This is a genomic window from uncultured Fibrobacter sp., from assembly GCF_947305105.1.
GTDB lineage: Bacteria > Fibrobacterota > Fibrobacteria > Fibrobacterales > Fibrobacteraceae > Fibrobacter.
The window spans coordinates 39,747-56,492 of sequence record NZ_CAMZCS010000021.1; the positions used below are offsets into that span (position 1 = coordinate 39,747).

15 protein-coding genes are annotated in these 16,746 nt (G+C 52.9%); 3 read left to right on the forward strand and 12 right to left on the reverse strand.

Annotated elements, in window-relative coordinates:
- Positions 1-4 precede the first annotated feature (4 nt).
- Genes Q0Y46_RS10215 through Q0Y46_RS10240 form a run of 6 tightly spaced genes read right to left on the reverse strand, consistent with a single transcriptional unit; the run spans position 5 to position 5,811 of the window.
- On the reverse strand, positions 5-1,345 hold the full coding sequence (locus tag Q0Y46_RS10215; RefSeq protein WP_297947142.1) for a histidine-type phosphatase: 1,341 nt from the start codon (positions 1,343-1,345) through the stop codon (positions 5-7).
- 17 nt (positions 1,346-1,362) lie between these two features.
- Positions 1,363-1,902 (reverse strand): hypothetical protein, encoded by a 540-nt coding sequence (locus Q0Y46_RS10220; RefSeq protein ID WP_295679273.1) that lies wholly within the window; start codon positions 1,900-1,902, stop codon positions 1,363-1,365.
- 35 nt (positions 1,903-1,937) lie between these two features.
- Positions 1,938-2,294: a phosphoribosyl-AMP cyclohydrolase gene (gene hisI, locus Q0Y46_RS10225; protein ID WP_297947144.1), complete on the reverse strand. Its 357-nt coding sequence runs from the start codon at positions 2,292-2,294 to the stop codon at positions 1,938-1,940.
- A gap of 27 nt (positions 2,295-2,321) precedes the next feature.
- Complete coding sequence (locus tag Q0Y46_RS10230) at positions 2,322-4,394, reverse strand: hypothetical protein (RefSeq protein WP_297947146.1); 2,073 nt, start codon at positions 4,392-4,394, stop codon at positions 2,322-2,324.
- Complete coding sequence (locus Q0Y46_RS10235; RefSeq protein WP_295679281.1) at positions 4,394-5,263, reverse strand: PHP domain-containing protein; 870 nt, start codon at positions 5,261-5,263, stop codon at positions 4,394-4,396. Before Q0Y46_RS10235 ends, Q0Y46_RS10230 begins: the two co-directional genes overlap by 1 nt.
- On the reverse strand, positions 5,263-5,811 hold the full coding sequence (locus Q0Y46_RS10240) for a hypothetical protein (RefSeq protein WP_295679285.1): 549 nt from the start codon (positions 5,809-5,811) through the stop codon (positions 5,263-5,265). Before Q0Y46_RS10240 ends, Q0Y46_RS10235 begins: the two co-directional genes overlap by 1 nt.
- A gap of 48 nt (positions 5,812-5,859) precedes the next feature.
- Between Q0Y46_RS10240 and Q0Y46_RS10245 the strand changes: the two genes are divergently transcribed.
- Complete coding sequence (locus Q0Y46_RS10245; RefSeq protein ID WP_297947149.1) at positions 5,860-6,468, forward strand: ribonuclease H family protein; 609 nt, start codon at positions 5,860-5,862, stop codon at positions 6,466-6,468.
- An 8-nt stretch (positions 6,469-6,476) separates the two neighbouring features.
- Here the strand turns inward: Q0Y46_RS10245 and Q0Y46_RS10250 are convergent, their stop codons facing one another.
- From Q0Y46_RS10250 to Q0Y46_RS10260, 3 genes are read right to left on the reverse strand one after another with little or no spacing between them, the layout of a single operon-like run.
- Entirely contained in the window at positions 6,477-7,772 is a 1,296-nt protein-coding gene (locus tag Q0Y46_RS10250) for a hypothetical protein (protein ID WP_297947151.1), read from the reverse strand.
- A gap of 12 nt (positions 7,773-7,784) precedes the next feature.
- Complete coding sequence (locus Q0Y46_RS10255; protein ID WP_297947153.1) at positions 7,785-9,065, reverse strand: hypothetical protein; 1,281 nt, start codon at positions 9,063-9,065, stop codon at positions 7,785-7,787.
- A gap of 14 nt (positions 9,066-9,079) precedes the next feature.
- On the reverse strand, positions 9,080-10,102 hold the full coding sequence (locus Q0Y46_RS10260; RefSeq protein WP_297947155.1) for an agmatine deiminase family protein: 1,023 nt from the start codon (positions 10,100-10,102) through the stop codon (positions 9,080-9,082).
- A gap of 116 nt (positions 10,103-10,218) precedes the next feature.
- Here Q0Y46_RS10260 and Q0Y46_RS10265 point away from each other — a divergent pair, with 116 nt between their 5' ends.
- Both Q0Y46_RS10265 and Q0Y46_RS10270 read left to right on the forward strand, forming a co-directional pair.
- Positions 10,219-11,823, forward strand: a complete 1,605-nt coding sequence (locus Q0Y46_RS10265; RefSeq protein WP_297947157.1) for a fibrobacter succinogenes major paralogous domain-containing protein — start codon at positions 10,219-10,221, stop codon at positions 11,821-11,823.
- A 108-nt stretch (positions 11,824-11,931) separates the two neighbouring features.
- Positions 11,932-12,969 carry a fibrobacter succinogenes major paralogous domain-containing protein gene (locus Q0Y46_RS10270; protein WP_297947159.1) on the forward strand — a complete coding sequence of 346 codons (1,038 nt, stop codon included), beginning with the start codon at positions 11,932-11,934 and terminating at the stop codon, positions 12,967-12,969.
- 95 nt (positions 12,970-13,064) lie between these two features.
- Here Q0Y46_RS10270 and Q0Y46_RS10275 read toward each other — a convergent pair whose 3' ends face one another.
- The 3 genes from Q0Y46_RS10275 to Q0Y46_RS10285 all read right to left on the reverse strand — a co-directional run.
- Positions 13,065-14,129: a Fic family protein gene (locus Q0Y46_RS10275; RefSeq protein ID WP_297947161.1), complete on the reverse strand. Its 1,065-nt coding sequence runs from the start codon at positions 14,127-14,129 to the stop codon at positions 13,065-13,067.
- A gap of 142 nt (positions 14,130-14,271) precedes the next feature.
- Entirely contained in the window at positions 14,272-15,135 is an 864-nt protein-coding gene (locus Q0Y46_RS10280) for a carbon-nitrogen hydrolase (protein ID WP_297947163.1), read from the reverse strand.
- 54 nt (positions 15,136-15,189) lie between these two features.
- The coding region (locus tag Q0Y46_RS10285; protein ID WP_297947165.1) for a proline--tRNA ligase at positions 15,190-16,746 on the reverse strand (1,557 nt) is incomplete at its 5' end.

A 16,746-nucleotide genomic window follows, 5' to 3' on the forward strand; every position in this document is an offset into this window, starting at 1 on the left:
TTTTTTATTTCCCGTAGAAAGCTCTCACGTCTTCCCAGCGGTAATAGGGGGCGGCGGGGCAGTTTTTGACGGTCGTGGAATCGCATGTCACAGGCAGTTTCTGTTCGATTTCGTTAAGCATCACCTTCACCAAAATCGGGGTGCCCTTCTTGCTGGACTTGTAGAATACAAATTGCACGTTTGCGGCCATCGGGCTGATTTCGTAGTCGCGCCAGACCTTGTGCAGGTTTTCCATGTCGGCGGTTTCGATGCCGGTATTCTGTGTGCCGTTTTCCAGTTGCAACAAGACGGCGAACGGGAAGATGACGGTGTCGTGGCCAAAGCGGAGCGTCGCGGACGTTTTCTTCGGAGCGTTCTTTGCCGCGGTCTTGTCGACCTTTGTTGTATCCGCTGCGATTACCTTGTCTGCAACTTCAAGGAAGTTCTTCAGGAGCGGCCTTGCGTTTTCGAGTCCCTGTTTCTTGGCGAAGGGATTGTTGCCGAGAACGCTGTACCACCAGGCGTTCTGTGCGCGCCAGCGTTCGAACTTGTCTTCGGCGGTCCATAAGTCATCGAAGTTGAACTCAATTTCGGGGCTGCCTTGGAGGCTGTTGCCGATTTCGTAAATCTTGCTGTAAAGGTCGCCAGCATTCACCTTCTTCTTGATGTAACTCGTGTCGTTGAAGATGGCGCGCATCATGCGTGTCGGGTCAACGTGGCTGTAAAGCTTTTCGTTTTCTTTTTGCCATGCGGGTGTATTCGATTCGCCGATGATTTTACCGAAGTCGAGCGGACTGATGAAGCTCATGAGGTATTTGCCCGATTCCTGGTGGATGTCGAGCTTGGGCTTCTGGGCGCGCAGTTCTTCGAGGAAGGCGGCCATGCTCACGACGCAACGTACGCTGGTGCTCGCGTAGGCTTCGATGTAGGCGTCGTTCTTGAAAACTTCAGGGAAGTTCTTGACCATGCGTTTCGCGATGCCCTGGTGCTGCGCAACGCCGAGCTGAGTGAGGTCACCTGCACGCGGGGCGGCGTATTCGTCCAGATACTTGGCGCGTTCAAGCAGGTTCTTGCCCAGATCGGTGAGCTTGCCTGCGGAATCGGCTTTGGCCAGTGTATTGTAAAGGTCGTGATAGTGGTCGGCGGGCTGGTGGAAACGGCTGCCGTGCCTGCCGTAGTGACTCAGGTAGAAGGGCTTGTACCCAGCGGGGGCCTTGGTGTACTTGGCTTCAGGAGTGGGATAGGCGTAGTAGTTGCTGCCCAACTTGCGGAAGTCCTTGATGATATCGCCTTGGACCGAGTCCGTTTGCGCAAAAATCGAGCACGCCAAAAAGGCAGAAATAAAAAGGGTTGCCTGAAATTTCATAGATGGAGTTTCCTTTTTTATAGACGGAACAGCAAATTTATTCCGGCAGAGGAATTGTCGAATCCAAAGGTGGGGATGAAGTCTATGTTAATTTGCTCGCTTCTTCGGCGTTTGTAGATTTCGTAGATTTTATCGTAATTGTGTGTTTTTTTGGATCTCGGGGCGTCGCGGATGATAGCATACGTATTGTAGCTGATTAAAGTGGCTCCGATGATGTGAAATGCGATAGATGTGCTGAGAAAGGCTTTTGAACTTGTTGTAGAGGACTCGTCTATTGTGTTGTATTGTTTTGAGTAGACAATCCCGGATGTTCCGAAATCAATGATGAATGCCCCGGCTGCGCACCCTACGATATTCTCCCATATAGTAGGAAGCATTTTCTCTTGCTTGACGAGTTTTTGGTAGAAGTCGTCGTAATCCCTGTAGGTGTCGTCGGCGTTTTGTATAGCCTTAAGGGAATCTCTGTAAAACTGGGACTGTGCGTTATACGTACTTGGAACGACCTGCGCAAGGCCGGCTACCGTCATCGTAAGCAATAACGCAATCACCCGTTTCATTTCCCGTCCACTTCCTACAGTCTACTTCCTACTGTCTACTGCCTACTGTCTACTTTTTTAAAAAAGCAACTCCTCGCTCCCGTGTGGCATGCCACCTGCGGCCCCTGCATGCGCACCTTGAACAAGAGCGCGTCGCTGTCGCAGTCGGCGGCCCATTCCACGACGGTCATCACGTTGCCGCTCGTGTCGCCCTTGTGCCAGTATTCCTTGCGGCTGCGGCTCCAGAAAACCATCTCGCCACATTCGTGCGTACGGCGCAGAGCTTCTTCGTTCATCCAAGCCATCATGAGTACATCGCCTTTGTCGGCGTCCTGCACGATAGCCGGGGCGAGTTTCACGCCGCCGAATTCCACTTCAAACTTGATTTCCTTGATGATTTCTTCGAATTTCATAAGATGAAAATAGAAAAGGTTGGATTGTTAGTTGCTGAATGTCCATACGATGCCGTAGGCGAATCGCAGGCCTTCCGGCGTGTATCCCGCTTCGGGCATGTAGATGCTGTGATTGAAGTTCTCGATTCGTGTATAAAGTTCAAAGGAGAGAATTTGCATGCGCGCCTCGAAATCGAGGGCGAGGTAGTGGCTCATCTCAACCAGTTCGGGGATGTCGTGTTCGTTGATGGTGCAGTCCATCCTGTTGTTGAACCACTGCCAGTCTACGCGAACGCTCACGCCCAGCCTGTCCTTGACAAAACGGTTTTGCCAGTGGATGCTTCCCTTGTAGTAGAGTTCTGGCGTGTCGATGAGTTTTCTTGAACGGTCGATGACCTGTCCGCGTTCCAGGTAGAACTTCCAGTTCCCAAGACGGAATCCGACTTGCAAAATCCAGTCGAGCGTGTTTGCCTCGTCGATGTTTGCCCAGCGGTAGAGCGTCTCGATGGAGTCCGCCGTAACGATGGTGTCGACGATTGTTTTTTCCCCATATTCTCGGGTATTGTACGTAACCGTGCTGTCGACGCTGCCCTTCTTGACCCAGTAGGGCCTCATCAGGTTCTCGACTTTTTCGTAACGGAATCCCAGCCCGTAAAAGACTTCGCGTGAATGCCAGCCAACGTGTGTGGCATAGCGGTCCCGCTTTTCGTATTTCAAATCTTCGTTCGGGAACGAGAGACGGCCTGTCTCGTAAATCTTGATTTGGTTGATGTCGGGGAACCTGTTGTCGTGGCGGATGTTCCCGTTCAACTGGAAGTGGTACGGCAAGAATATCGTTGCATCGGTAGAATAGGCGGGGGCGTATTCTTGTTTGTCGAGCAGGGAACTGTTGCGCTGCATGCCTGCCTGCGCACGGAACATCGTGAATGCGATGGTGTCGGAAACTTGCATGTAGCCCACTTCGCGGTCCTGGAAGTATTCGCTCTTTTTGTCGTCGCGAGCATCATCGGCGTTCAGGAATTCGTAGCTGAACTTGAGTGTGGGGTTGAGGAGTGTCCGGTAGCCGAGCTCGAAGTTGCCGAGGATGGTTTCGTATTCGAGTGTGGTGGTCGTGTCATAGTAGATTTCGTCTACGCTGGCAATCCCGTTTTCGGCGATGACGGTTGCGGTGTCCTTAAGAATGGAGGGGAGGGAGTCTTCTTCGATTTCATGCGTGCCGTACTGGAAGTCTGTCGAGAAGAAACTTTTGGAGGTGGGATAAATTTCGAAGCCTGCTCCGTAGGTGACGGCCTTGATGTCGATGGAGTATGGGTTGGTCTGGAACGTGCGTATGGAATGGTCCATGGTGTCGAGCAACACTTTGTGGTTCGTGTTGTCTGCATTTTCCAGGCTCAGGTAGTTCATTTTGAGGTACGCCTTGCCAACCCCGAAGCGCCAGGTGAGCATGGGTTGGATATGCATGCTGTTCATGGCGATGTTCCTGCCGCCGAACGGGATTTGCGTGGAGTCGCGTCCTAGGGCAAAATAGGGCGAGTGCGTGACGTTCTGGTACGTGTAATCCTTGGAGTCGTGGTTCGAGTGGCTCTGGACGCCAAAGTCCAGCATCACGGAATCGGTGACGAGTCTGCGGAAGTCGAGCCGGAGTGCGTTGCCGTCGAACGAAGAACGCTCCCAGTTCAAGTCTGTTATGGGCGTGTCAATCGGGATACCGTGCCGTTCTTCGAATAGGATTCCGTTCTCGCCGTTCAGGGTGAGCGTGGTCGCGTCGTAGCCCAGTCGCGTCGTGTAAAGGCCGGCCAACTTGCTCGGGTAGCGGGTGGAAAGGGACGATATGCTTACCGCCATCGGGTCGAGTTCGGGGTGGCCGAGGATGGAGGTCCCGAGGACCCATTCGGATTTTTGACCCGACACGTCGAAGGTGCGCTGCATGACTTCCCGTAGCGGGATGGCCCAGCGTCCGGCGTCCGTTTCCCGGACTGCGGGGTCCGGCCTATCGGGGGAATCCCACGAGGAATCCTGGGCTGCCGGTATCGTATAAGGTTTTGCCGGGATGATATCGGCAAGGGCACTTGTAGCAAGTGCTACCAAAAGTACGGCTATGGTCTTGAACGATATTTTCATTAGTACCATTCCGCACGGGATTTTTCGCGCCTTTCGCGAAGCGCCTGGACTACACTGTAAGGCATCTTCATGCAACCGGGCGGGTATGTGCCGCTTTCGGTGTGGAAGTCGGAACCTCCTGTGCCGATGAGCCCGTACTTGTGAGCCATGTCTTTGTACTTGCGAGCCACGGCGCCCTTCTGGGCGGGGCTGTAGACCTCGATACCCTGGATGCCCCATTCCACCATGTTCTCGATGAACTCGTCGCTGAGCCCGGACTTGTACGGGTGGGCAAGCACGGCGATGCCGCCGGCGTTTTCGATGAGGCGGATGGTCTGTTGCGGGTTGAGTCCCTTCTTCTCGACGAAGGCGACGCAGCCGTCCCCGAGGTATTTCGAGAAGGCTTCGGAAAAGTTCGAGATATATTCTTCGTCGACCAAGGACATGGCAATGTGCGGTCGCCCGATGACTTTCCCCTTGCAGTAGGAATTCACCTTTTCGAACGTGATGTCGATGCCGAGCGCATTCAGTTTCTTGATGATGGCCTTGGCGCGGCTCACTCTCTGCTTGGCGAAGTCCTCGAGCTCCATGTTCAGGGCGAGGTTCGTCGGGTCGCAGAAGTACCCCAGGATATGGATGTCCTTGCTTTGCCACACGGCAGAAATTTCAATGCCCGGGATGATTTCGAGCCCGATTTGCTTTGCGGGTTCTTCGGCCAGCTTGAACGAGTCGAGGTTGTCGTGGTCGGTGATGGAAATGCAGCGCAGTCCCTTGCGCTTGCAGAGCCGGAGCAGTTCTTCAACTTCCAGGTTTCCGTCGGAGAGCTTTGTGTGGAGGTGCAAGTCCGCGAACCCACCGCTTTCGGTGATGATGGTGGATCCCTTTTGCATTAGCCGACTCCGTAATACTCGGAGATAGTTTGGGCTTCGGACTTGTTGTCTCTGTGAAGGCTCAGGTTGAGGAATGGATAGTAGTTTTCAGTGGCAAAACCGATGCGGCAGGGGGCACCGCTGGTTTTGGCGAGGAACAAGCGGGGGAGGAACGGGTCGTCGAGGTACAGGCAGACCTGCGGAGCGAACTCCTGAATCTTGCGCTGGATTTCGTTGAAGACGGGTTCTCCGAAACGGCATTCCTTGTCGCTGTAGTACACGGCGTGGGAGCGCCTAGAAGAAATCAGGGAATGCTGCGACTCGTGCGTGCAGAACAGCATGTTCTTGAACCAGGCGTCAGGCATGGCGCGCATGAACTTGTTGGCGCGTTCCAAGTCCTTCGGCAGGAACGTCAAAGTCTTCGGGTGGTCCTTCAGAATGTTCGGGAAGTCAAACGCGGCGGAGTCTTCGCCAGCCTGCCTCAGGAACCACTGGAACAGCCTGGGGGCGGAATAGAATCGCTTGAAGAAATAGCGAAATGTATCTGTAAAATAGGGCGAAGGTGTCACGTTTGCTCCAAGTCAAATATCCGATGGATAATATACTAAATTTACGCCATGCCTAAAGTGAAGTTCTACGCCATAAAGGCCCCCGAAAAAAGTCAAATCGTGACTTCGTGGGCCGAATGTGAATCCCTGACGCACGGAATTAAGGGTGTTTTGTTCAAATCTTTTGCGACAAAGGCCGAAGCCGAGGCCTGGATTGCCGGAATCGAGGCTCCGGTCCCTGCCGGGATCCGCGTTTTCGTGGATGGCTCCTTCTCGCCGACTTTCGCTCCGGCCGGGTGGGCTTATGTTGTCGTGGATGGCGACAAGGAACTTGCGCGCGGGTCGGGAATCACGGCGTTCCCCGCCGAAAGCCGCAATATCGACGGCGAGGTGATGGCGAGCTACCAGGCCATGCGCTGGCTCGATGCCAACGACAAGAACGGCGTCATCTGCCACGACTACGAGGGCATTGCCCGCTGGGCCAAGGGAGAATGGCAGGCCAAGAGCAATGTCGCCCAGCAGTACGTAAAGGCGGTCAAGCCCTACCTGCACCGTGTACAGTTCGAAAAGGTGGCGGCCCACACGGGCGTCAAGTGGAACGAACTTGTAGACAAACTAGCTAAAGAGGCTATTGAGAAAGCCAAAAAGGCTTCTGACAAATCGGAGAAAAAAGACTAGCGTCGAGCTTAGTCGCCGAGATTCGTTCTCCGCACACTTCTGTGCTTTTTGCCGTAGTCCTTGACGTTTAGCCTAGACAGCGGTTGCCTTCCTTCGAAGGTGAACCCCAACAGGAACTGACTGACCATGCCCCATTTTTTTCGGTCGTCGATGGGGTCGTCAAAATGGATTACCTTGGCAAGCCACTGGAATTTTGGAGAAATGTAGAGGAGGTCCCCCACGGGGAGCCGCTTTGTGAACTGGATGCTTCCCAGGTAGGCCAGGTTGTCGGAGGAGTCGCTTTCGAATAAGAACTGCGCATATCCAAGACCGCCCATGACATCGATGCCGTAATTGCCGAATTCAAAAGCGTATCCGGAGAGCCCGTTAAAAGCGACTTGCTTGAGCTTTGAGCCGTTGAATATTGCGTCTAACTGGATTTGGAACACCAAATGGTTGATTTGGAGGCGCCCTTGAGGAAACCCGATAGAGAAGGATTCGTCCACGTTGTCGAAGGCGGACGTCATTAGGGCTTTGCCGAAGGATAGTGTTACACCAAAACTGAAAACTCCGTCTTCTTTGTCGTAATTCCGCAATTTGTTGCAGACGTCGTCGTCCATGATGGCGTCTATTGCCGCCTTGTAACGACTTTCGGGGTATTTTTCCAAGAAGTTGTTCCTGGCTTGCAGTATCCAGGTGTAGTCGTTGTCGAATTTGGGATGGCGTCCAATTGGACTTTCGTTTTGGATCCAAAGCCCCGCCCAGGATTGCATCAGGTCGAGAGCCGCATCAGAAGGAGGCTTTCCTATTTTGCGGGCGAATCCTGCGATTTGATTTGTTGAGATAAGTTTGTTTAAAATCAGTTCCCCAAGCACCGTAGGACTGAGTGGTGCGTTGCTCAGCATTTCCTTTTTTTCGTAGGCGAACCAACTGTCATACTTGGCTATCATGTAATCCAGGAGCATGTTGTACATCGCGTTGTCTTCTTCCGTTATCGTGCGGCCATTAATTTCCCGATTCGCGATAAAGGCGTACTTTGTATAGACGTCGTTATATTCGTGTTTGCCTTTTTTTTCGTCATAAAGTGTGTAGGCTATCCGCACCAGTTTTTCCCGTCGGGATTCAATCGCACATATCTCCGGATCTGCCATGTGCCCGTATTCTGCGACAAAATCCAAAAGCTCCAGATGCCTCGTGGTGTCTTGCGAAACGGTAATTTCGTTGAACATACCAAGAACGTATTCGTCGAATGTGCAGGCGTCGATTTCTGCAGAAAGGGAATGCGTAGTGCAAAGCAAGTACAGGATAAGGAACAGACGCTTCATGCCGGGTATATCCTAAATTTCAGAGAGCGGAATAAGAAAATCGAGGGCTATGCCGAAATAAAACTGATTTATATAAACACGGCGTTTGCGTTTTGTTATGGGAGAATCAAATTCGAGTGTTTTTAGCGTCCATTGCAACTTGGGCGTGAAAGCGCCGATTGCTCCAAAATAAAAATGCTTGAAACCCTGAATTCCCGCTAACAGAGCGCGACTCGTTGTGGTGTCTTCGCCCATGAAGAATTGGTCGAATCCGATGCCGACCAAGAAATCGGCCCCGAACGATTTGTATTCGAGGCTATAGCCGAACAGCCCTTCCAATCCCATGGCGGATGTGCCGTCGCCGATGTACATGTCCCCCTGCAGTTGCGCTACCACATGGATTATCTGGAGTCTAAAGTTGGGGACGGAAACGGAAACCTTTTCTTTCATGGGCTCCATATTCGAACCGAGCAGAGTCTTTCCTACCATGACGCCTAGGCCGAAACCGACGCGTCGGTTGTCTTTCTTGTAGGTCTGGATTTCTTCTTTTTCTTCGGTCTGGGCGAGGTCCTGTATCAACTTTTCATCGGACATAAAAGAAAATGTCGCGGTATAAGGGCTTTCGGGATATTTTTTTGCGAAGTTTTGAATGGGTCTCTGCAACCAGCTATACTTACTTGCGCTCAGTTCTTTGGAAGAGTTCTCCGTAATCCATAAGCCGGCCCAGGAGTTTTCCCGTTCCTTTTTTATTTCGCTTGCGGGCTTGCCTTCGATCATGGACGACTTGGATATTTCCAGATCTTCGAACAAGGCGTCGATTTTTGAAGCGTAGCCGTACTTGTTCATGTCGCCGTTCATGGCGGCAGATATCATGCTGTGTTTTACGTTGGCGAATCGCTTGTCGTATTTTGCGATGATGTAGTCAAGTACGATGTTGTATGCGGCGTTGTCTTCGTCGGTAAACGTTTTTCCGTCTTCTTCGCTCCCGGTAAAATGGGCGTACTTTGTGTATGCGACATCATACTCTGCGACGTACCGGGCGGTATTGCTCGTGCGGAAAAGCGCCGTAACTTTTTTCGAGATGTCCTGCGACTTTTCCTCGTCAGGGCAAACTGCATTGTTCGGGGGAAGGCTGTCTTGCTGGATGAAATCGAGAACCTTGGCGTAGCCGGAATGGGACTGGATGCTTTCTGTTAACGCATCGACGAGTTGCTCGTCGAATGCGCAAATGTCCAACTCCGCTGCACCTGCAAACGTAAACCCGAAAATGCAGAGGCCAAATGTGAACTTGTTGAGCTTGCGGACAAAGTTCATGCGGACTTCCGGTTTTACCTGGATTCGTGCTTGCTCATGCAGTGCAGGCTTCCGCCCTCTTCGATGACGGTGCGGCAGTCGATGCCGATGACGAACCTGTCGGGGTAAACGCTTTCGAAGTACTTCTGGGCCACGGCGTCGTTCGCGCACTTGTATTTCGGGTAAATCAAGCCGCCGTTCACGTAGATGTAGTTCATGTAGCTGGCCGGGAGAATCTGCCCGTCGTCGAGCTTGCGCTGCGGAGGCAGCGGGAGCGTATCTACCTTGGCGTCCTTGCCGTAGTGGAGTTCGAGGAATTCCTGGATGGCGGCCTTGGCTTCTGCGAGGTACTTGCCGTTGGCGCTGTTCGGGGCTGCGAAATCGAGGACAATGCGGTCCTTGGCGATAAATCGCGCCACGTTGTCGATGTGCCCGTCGGTATGGTCGCCCACGAGCCCCTTGGGGAGTACCAGCAGCGCTTTGAGACCAAGCATGTCGCAGATGGCCTTGATGATTGCGCTCAGGTCGGCCGGCTTGTTGCGGTTCTTGCCCACGAGGCAATCCAGAGTCGTCATGCCGAGCCCGTCACCGTTGACTTCGATGGCGCCGCCCTCGAAAATGTAGGGAACGCTTACGCCCTTCTTGTATTCGAAAATTTCGGCGATGCGCGCGGGAATCTGGTTGTCGTTTTTCCAAGGCGGGAACTTTGCGCCCCAGGCGTTGAACGCCGTTTCGGAAACGACAGTCTGTTTGCCCTTCTTCACGAAAAACGGGCCGTAGTCGCGAATCCAGATGTCGTCGGTCTTGACGGTGTAAAAGCTGGCGGGGAAGGGCCTGTCGGCGACGGCGAATTTCTCTTCGGTCGTGAGGAAGTTCTTTTTCGGGACGAGGACGTTTACCGGCTGGAACTCGCTAATGGTACGGATAAGGTCAATATAGAACTTGCGGATCTTGACGCCGCGTTCGCCGTGCCAGTTCTGCTTGTTGTGCGGGAAGGCGAGCCAGGTGGCTTCTTGAGGTTCCCACTCTGCGGGGTAGCGGTAAAGAGTTTTTTTCATGGTAAAAAATCCTTTTATTGCCCTAAAATATAGGTAAAGATGATGGATTTCCGTATGATTTAGCTTATATTATGTTGCGAAGAGAACTTTTGCCTTAGGAAACGGAGTTGGTTGTTATGTCTTTGAAAAAATGTATCCCTGCAATAGCGGCATTCCTTCTCGCAGCTTGCGGCGGAGATAACAATAAAGCTAGTGATCCGGACCCTTCCGCCGAGGCCGATTTTGTGGTGGATACCTTCGGCGACCTTTCTGTTTGCACCGACAAACGCGAAGGCGCAACCGCTTACGTGAAAGACGAAGAAAAAGATTACATCTGCACCGACGGTGGTTGGACCATCGACACCAACGCCGATACTCGCAAAAAATCCAGCAGCAGCAAAGACAAAGCGAAGTCTGGCAGCAGTTCGGGGAATCAGAAAGCCGCATGGGTTTATTTGAATCAAGAAATTGATTATGGCGAAATGGTCGATGACCGCGACGGTCAGATTTACAAGACGGTGAAGATTGGCGACCAGGTGTGGATGGCAGAGAACCTGAACCTTGTGACAGAAAACAGTTGGTGTGGCGGTGGAAGTTATGAGAATGAAGGCGATTGCACTAGTTTCGGTCGCCTTTATACCTGGGCGGCGGCAATTGACTCGGTGAAGCTTGCGACCGATGCTGACAACCCGCAGGACTGCGGCTACCTCAAGACTTGTGCGCTCCCGGCAAAGGTGCAGGGTGTTTGTCCGCCGGGCTGGCACTTGCCTGATACCACGGAATGGAAAACGCTGTTTACCGCAGTGGGTGGAGAATACACTGCAGGCAGGATGCTCAAATCGCAGACAGGTTGGGAATATTACCATGGTACAAGTGGTAAAGGTACGGACGCCTACGGTTTCTCTGCGTGCCCTGCTGGTTACATGTACCGCACTGGCTACTTCTACGATGTGGGTCACTTCGCTCACTTCTGGAGTGCCACTGAGAAGAATAGCGACTACGCCTACCGCATGCTTCTGTACTACAACTACGAGAATGCGTACTGGAGCGGCTACGACAAGAACTACGCCGTTTCGGTTCGTTGTCTCCAGGACGATGCATCAGGGCAAACCGCACAATCCTCGTCCAGCGAAACAAGCGAGTCTGCCGGGACCATGACGGATTCCCGCGACGGTCAAACCTACAAGACAGTGACAATCGGTACGCAGACCTGGATGGCCGAAAACCTGAACTACAAAACGGACTCCAGTTTCTGCTACGAAAATGAAGAAACCAACTGCACCAAGTACGGTCGCCTTTACACGTGGGTGGCAGCCATGGACAGCGCTGGAACGTGGACAACAAACGGCAAGGGCTGCGGATATAACAAGACATGCTCGCCGATATACCCTGTTCGAGGAGTTTGCCCCGAAGGCTGGCATCTGCCGACCCTAACGGAATGGAATACCCTGTTTACGGCAGTAGGAGGTGACGTAGGCACAAGGCTCAAGTCCACATCTGGCTGGATCGATTACAACAAAGATGAAAGTGGCAACGGCACTGACGCTTACGGTTTCTCTGCGCTCCCTGCTGGCCATTACGATGGGGATTACATCTCCGAGGGCAGCATCGCGCACTTCTGGAGTTCTATGGAGTGCGGTAGCGACGGCGCATACTACATGCTCGTCTCCACCTACCGCTATGCGGAGCTGTACAGCAGCCTTAGGTATTACGGGTCTAGTGTTCGTTGCATCCAGGACTAGCCAATGGCGATTCTTTCCGTCAACCTTGTTCAATGGCTTTCTTCTTTTGAGTGCAATTTTTCATAAAAGAATGTAAATTAAGAGAAATCCTTTGCGAAAGAGCGGCTTATGTCTTTGAAAATATGTATTCCTGCAATAGCGGCATTCATTCTCGTGGCATGCGGCGGCGACGGCAATAAAGCCAGTGATCCGGAACCCTCTGCCGAGGCCGATTTTGTGGTGGATACCTTCGGCGACCTTTCTGTTTGCACCGACAAACGTGAAGGCGCGACCGCCTACGTGAAAGACGAAGATAACGCTTATATTTGCACCGACGGTGATTGGACCATCGACACTAACGCCGATACTCGCAAAAAATCCAGCAGCGGCAAAGACAAAGCGAAATCATCCTCCTCGCGTTGCGAAGATTGTAAGGATGGTGCAAATTCTAACGGCAGTTCGGGGAATCAAAAAACCGCATGGGATTATTTGAACCCAAATATTGATTATGACGAAATGGTCGATGACCGCGACGGTCAGGTTTACAAGACGGTGAAGATTGGCGACCAGGTGTGGATGGCGGAGAACTTGAACTACAAAGTGGACTCTAGTTTTTGCTACAACGATTCTCTCGAATATTGCGAAAAGTATGGACGGCTTTACAAGTGGGCTGCGGCGGTTGACAAGTCCGAAGAGGAATGTGGCTACGGCAATGTTTGCAGGCTTTCCGGCAAGGTACGTGGTGTGTGTCCTGAGGGCTGGCATTTGCCCGATACTACGGAATGGATAACGCTGTTTACCGGAGTCGGCGGACAATTTGTCGGAGCCGGCGTACAATGGACTGCGGGCAATATCCTGAAATCGCAGACTGGTTGGAATAATGATGGCAACGGTACTGATGATGATGACAACATGAATGAATTAATGTCGCAGATGGGTTGGAATGGTAATGGCGATGGCTCAGACGCTTATGGTTTTTCCGCGATTCCATCGGGCTACAGGAACAGCTATGGCTTCTTCCGCAACAACTCCTCCTACTTCTGGAGTGCCTCTGAAAACGATGGCGACTACGCCTACTGCATGTCCCTCTTCTACTACATCGAGAATGCGTCCCTGAGCTTCGGCGAAAAGAGTGAAGCATCTTCTGTTCGTTGTCTCAAGGACTAGAAAGGCGAATGTCATGACATTGTGCTGGCACAATGCCATGACTGAGCCGCTTGTCCTGCGCTACGAAGTAGCGCCAGGACTAGCTTTAGGCACATTTACCGGGTTATGATCACGCGCCATTCCCTGTTTTCTGTTCGGACAATGTAGCCCTTATCCATCATTGATTTTAGCTGTTTTTGTATGGCGGACATGTTTATGCCGATATTCTCTCTAAGTTCGGCGTAGGTTATGTCCGGATAATCAGAGAGTAGTTCCAGAATTTTGCTGGAATTTTCAGTGCGGAACTGCACTTGTTCACCATCAAACCACCAGACTCCGGGGCCTTGCTCCTTGACAAATCGCACGTTGAACATAATTTCGTTGGCGTACATTTTTCGGAAATAGTTCCGGAAGGGGCGGATTTGCGTTAGTGTCGCCCGAGCTCCGTCGGATGGAGCGGGGCCCACATTTAAATCAGTTTCGTGAAGTGCTTCGAGATAATCGTTCTTTTGGCGGCTGCGCACTACGAGCAACGGGTAACCATGCCTTGCAAGGATATAGTTGACCATCAGTCGGGCTATTCTTCCGTTTCCGTCTTCAAATGGATGTATTCGAATATACCGATAATGGAATAGGGCGGCAAGGTCTACCGGCGATAGCTTTCCTTCGCTCTCGCTCAGGTTGTACCAGTCTACTAGATCGCTCATCAGCGAGGGCGTTTCCTCGGGCGATGCGTAAGTGAATATGTCCCCATAGCGGGTGACGACGCTGTTCGGCCTTGTCTTGTACTGGCCTGCGTGAATTGTGTAGGATGAAGCGTTTCCGTCGGGACGAACGTAGTGGACCTGGTAATCTTCTCGAAGAAGGGTCCTGTGCAACTGCCGTATAAAGTGCTGGGTAAGGGGAAAACTTTTTTCTTGCGACTCTGCCAGAGATAGCTTTAGACAGACGTTGCTTGCTTTCATTTCTTCGCAATCTTTTAGCTTGGCGGTCCCGCTTACCTTTCCGAAGAAGAGCAGGAGTTCCGTCTGCCCGTAAGTGAGGGTGTTGCCCTCGATGTGGTTGCTATTGTAGTTGAAATCGATTGTAAACCGTCTGTTTAGGCGATGCTTGTTGTACTCGCAGAGGGGCTGCAGCGAATTCCATGATTCCAGGGCTTCTTCGAGATTTTTCGACGTCATGATTTTAATATAATAAAAAAAATGTGATAAAAGTGGTGTTATACCACCTTTTATCATGTTTTTCTTAATTTAATGCGCGAAAAATAGCCGAAAAGGTGGTATTATGCCACTTTTACGGCCGAAAATTGTATTGTCTTTAGGCTCAGTCGCCCCAGATTTTCAGGATGTCCCCGTACAGGTCGATGCGGCGGTCGCGGAAGTGCGGCCACCAGCGGCGATTCTCTTCGGTTTCGGCGAGGTCGATTTCGACGGTGGAGACCCCGAGGAATTCGGGGGAGCACTTTTCGAGAATGTAGCCGTCGGGTGCGGCGGCAAAGCTCGTGCCCCAGAACGTGAGGTGGCCTTCGGTGCCGCCACGGTTTGCCGCAATCACGAAGGTGCGGTTCGCAATGGCGTGGCCGCGCATGACGGTCATCCAGCTGTCCTGCTGGCGCGGGTAGATTTCCTTGGGTTCAGAATCCATCCAGCCGATGGCGGTGGGGTAGATGAGCACGTCTGCGCCCTTGAGGCTCATGATGCGGGCGGCTTCCGGGAACCACTGGTCCCAGCAGATGAGCACGCCCAAAGTGCCTGCGCTTGTCTTGATGGGCTCGAAGCCCGTGTCGCCCGGGATGAAGTAGTACTTTTCGTAGAAGGCGGGATCGTCGGGAATGTGGCTCTTGCGGTAGAGCCCGGCGATGCTGCCGTCGCGCTCGAATACGAAGGCGGAATTGTGGTAGATGCCGCGGGCGCGCTTCTCGAAGAAGGGGAACACCACGACGGCGTTCAGTTCCTTCGCGATGGACTGCCACTGGCCCACAATCGGGTGGTCCTTTTCGATAGCGAGGTCAAAGAAGTCCGCGTTCTCCTCGAACGGGAAGTACGGCGTGTGGAAGAGTTCCGGCAACACGACCAGGTCGTAGCCCTTGCCCTTGAGGGCGCGGGCCTGTTCCACGTACCAGGCGTTATTCGAATCGAAATCGCCCGTCCACTTGCCTTGCAGCGTGGCTACTTTAATCTTGCTCATAAGTCATTCCCGCGATTATGTTGTTATTCCTAACCACTAACCACCAACCACTGTTTACTTCTCAAAGAACTCCTTCGCCTTGGCGACAACGTCTTCCACCTTGACCATGGTGAATTCCTTCTCGTTGCGGAACTTCCATTCCACTTCGCCGTTCACGAGGCCCTTCTTGCCGATAGCGATACGCACCGGAGAACCCCAGAGGTCGGCGTCCTTGAATTTGACGCCCGGGCGTTCGTCGCGGTCGTCCACCAGCACGTCGATGCCGGCTGCTTCGAGTTCCTTCTCGAACTTTTCGGCGAGTTCCATGAGTTCGGCTTCCTTGCCAATCGGAACGATTTCCACCTGGAACGGGGCGATGGACTTGGGCCAGATCGGTCCGAAGTCATCGTGGCTGTTTTCCACGACGGAGGCCATCAAGCGACCCACGCCGATACCGTAGCAGCCCATGATGGCCGGAGCGGTGGTCTTTTCGGCAGTGAGGAACTTGGCGCCCATAGATTCGGAGAACTTGGTGCCGAGCTTGAAGATGTTGCCCATTTCGATGCCGCGAGTTTCCGTGAGGAGTTCACCGCAGCAGGGGCACTTGCAGACTTCGGATGCTTCGGCAATGTCGGCCACTTCGAACTTCGGGAAGTCGCGCTTCGGGTTGCAATGCTTGAAGTGGAAGCCTTCTTCGTTGGCGCCGGTCACGAGATCGAAGGAATCGGCGATTGCTTCGTCCACGATGATGCGGGTGTCGTGAGAATTGATCGGGGACGCAAAGCCCGGAACCATGCCGCAAGCCTTGATGAGGCTGTCTTCGGCCGGGTAGAGTTCCTTGGCCTTCAGCAAGTTGTGGAGCTTGATTTCGGAAACATCGAGGTTGCCCGGAACAACGACCGTGATGAGCTTGCCTTCGAAGTCGAAGAACACGCACTTGGCGGTCGATTCAGCCGGGACGTTCAGGAACTTGGTGAGTTCGTCGATGCTTTCGCTGTTCGGCGTGGCGACCTTTTCGAGCGTAGCGTTTTCGTCGCCCTTGAACGGGACGCGCTGGAACTTCGCAATTTCGCGGTTGGCCTGGTAGCCGCACTTCTTACAAAGAATCAGGTAGTCTTCGCCGTTCGGGGTGTCGAGCATGAATTCGTGGGCCACCTTACCGCCCATGATACCCGTATCGCTCTGCACCACCACCGGTTCAATGCCCACGCGACGGTAAATGCGGAGGTAAGCATCGTATTCTTCCTGGTAGTGACGGTCGAGGTCTTCTTGGCTGGTGTGGAAACTGTAGGCATCCTTCATCAGGAATTCGCGGACGCGGATAAGGCCGCCGCGGGCACGAGCTTCGTCACGATACTTGGTCTTGAACTGGTAGAGCATCACCGGCAGCTGCTTGTAGCTGTTGAGCACGTAGCGCACGAGGTCGGTCATGGCTTCTTCGTGCGTCATGGCGAGCACCATGTTGTGGTTGTTGCGGTCCTTGAAGCGCAGGAGTTCTTCGCCGATGGCCTGGTAACGGCCCGATTCGCTCCAGAGTTCAGCGGTCTGCACCACCGGCAGGTCCACTTCGATACCGCCAATCTTGTTCATTTCTTCGCGGATGATGTTTACAATCTTCTGGATCACGCGGAA

Bases quoted from the DNA above. Each gene is read 5' to 3' on its own strand.
- hisI (WP_297947144.1), bottom strand. From the start codon at position 2,294: ATGAAATTCGAAGAAATCATCAAGGAAATCAAGTTTGAAGTGGAATTC.
- Q0Y46_RS10270 (WP_297947159.1), top strand. From the start codon at position 11,932: ATGTCTTTGAAAATATGTATTCCTGCAATAGCGGCATTCATTCTCGTG.
- Q0Y46_RS10215 (WP_297947142.1), bottom strand. From the start codon at position 1,345: ATGAAATTTCAGGCAACCCTTTTTATTTCTGCCTTTTTGGCGTGCTCG.
- Q0Y46_RS10275 (WP_297947161.1), bottom strand. From the start codon at position 14,129: ATGACGTCGAAAAATCTCGAAGAAGCCCTGGAATCATGGAATTCGCTG.
- Q0Y46_RS10235 (WP_295679281.1), bottom strand. From the start codon at position 5,263: ATGCAAAAGGGATCCACCATCATCACCGAAAGCGGTGGGTTCGCGGAC.
- Q0Y46_RS10250 (WP_297947151.1), bottom strand. From the start codon at position 7,772: ATGAAGCGTCTGTTCCTTATCCTGTACTTGCTTTGCACTACGCATTCC.
- Q0Y46_RS10260 (WP_297947155.1), bottom strand. From the start codon at position 10,102: ATGAAAAAAACTCTTTACCGCTACCCCGCAGAGTGGGAACCTCAAGAA.
- Q0Y46_RS10265 (WP_297947157.1), top strand. From the start codon at position 10,219: ATGTCTTTGAAAAAATGTATCCCTGCAATAGCGGCATTCCTTCTCGCA.
- Q0Y46_RS10220 (WP_295679273.1), bottom strand. From the start codon at position 1,902: ATGAAACGGGTGATTGCGTTATTGCTTACGATGACGGTAGCCGGCCTT.
- Q0Y46_RS10245 (WP_297947149.1), top strand. From the start codon at position 5,860: ATGCCTAAAGTGAAGTTCTACGCCATAAAGGCCCCCGAAAAAAGTCAA.
- Q0Y46_RS10280 (WP_297947163.1), bottom strand. From the start codon at position 15,135: ATGAGCAAGATTAAAGTAGCCACGCTGCAAGGCAAGTGGACGGGCGAT.
- Q0Y46_RS10230 (WP_297947146.1), bottom strand. From the start codon at position 4,394: ATGAAAATATCGTTCAAGACCATAGCCGTACTTTTGGTAGCACTTGCT.
- Q0Y46_RS10255 (WP_297947153.1), bottom strand. From the start codon at position 9,065: ATGAACTTTGTCCGCAAGCTCAACAAGTTCACATTTGGCCTCTGCATT.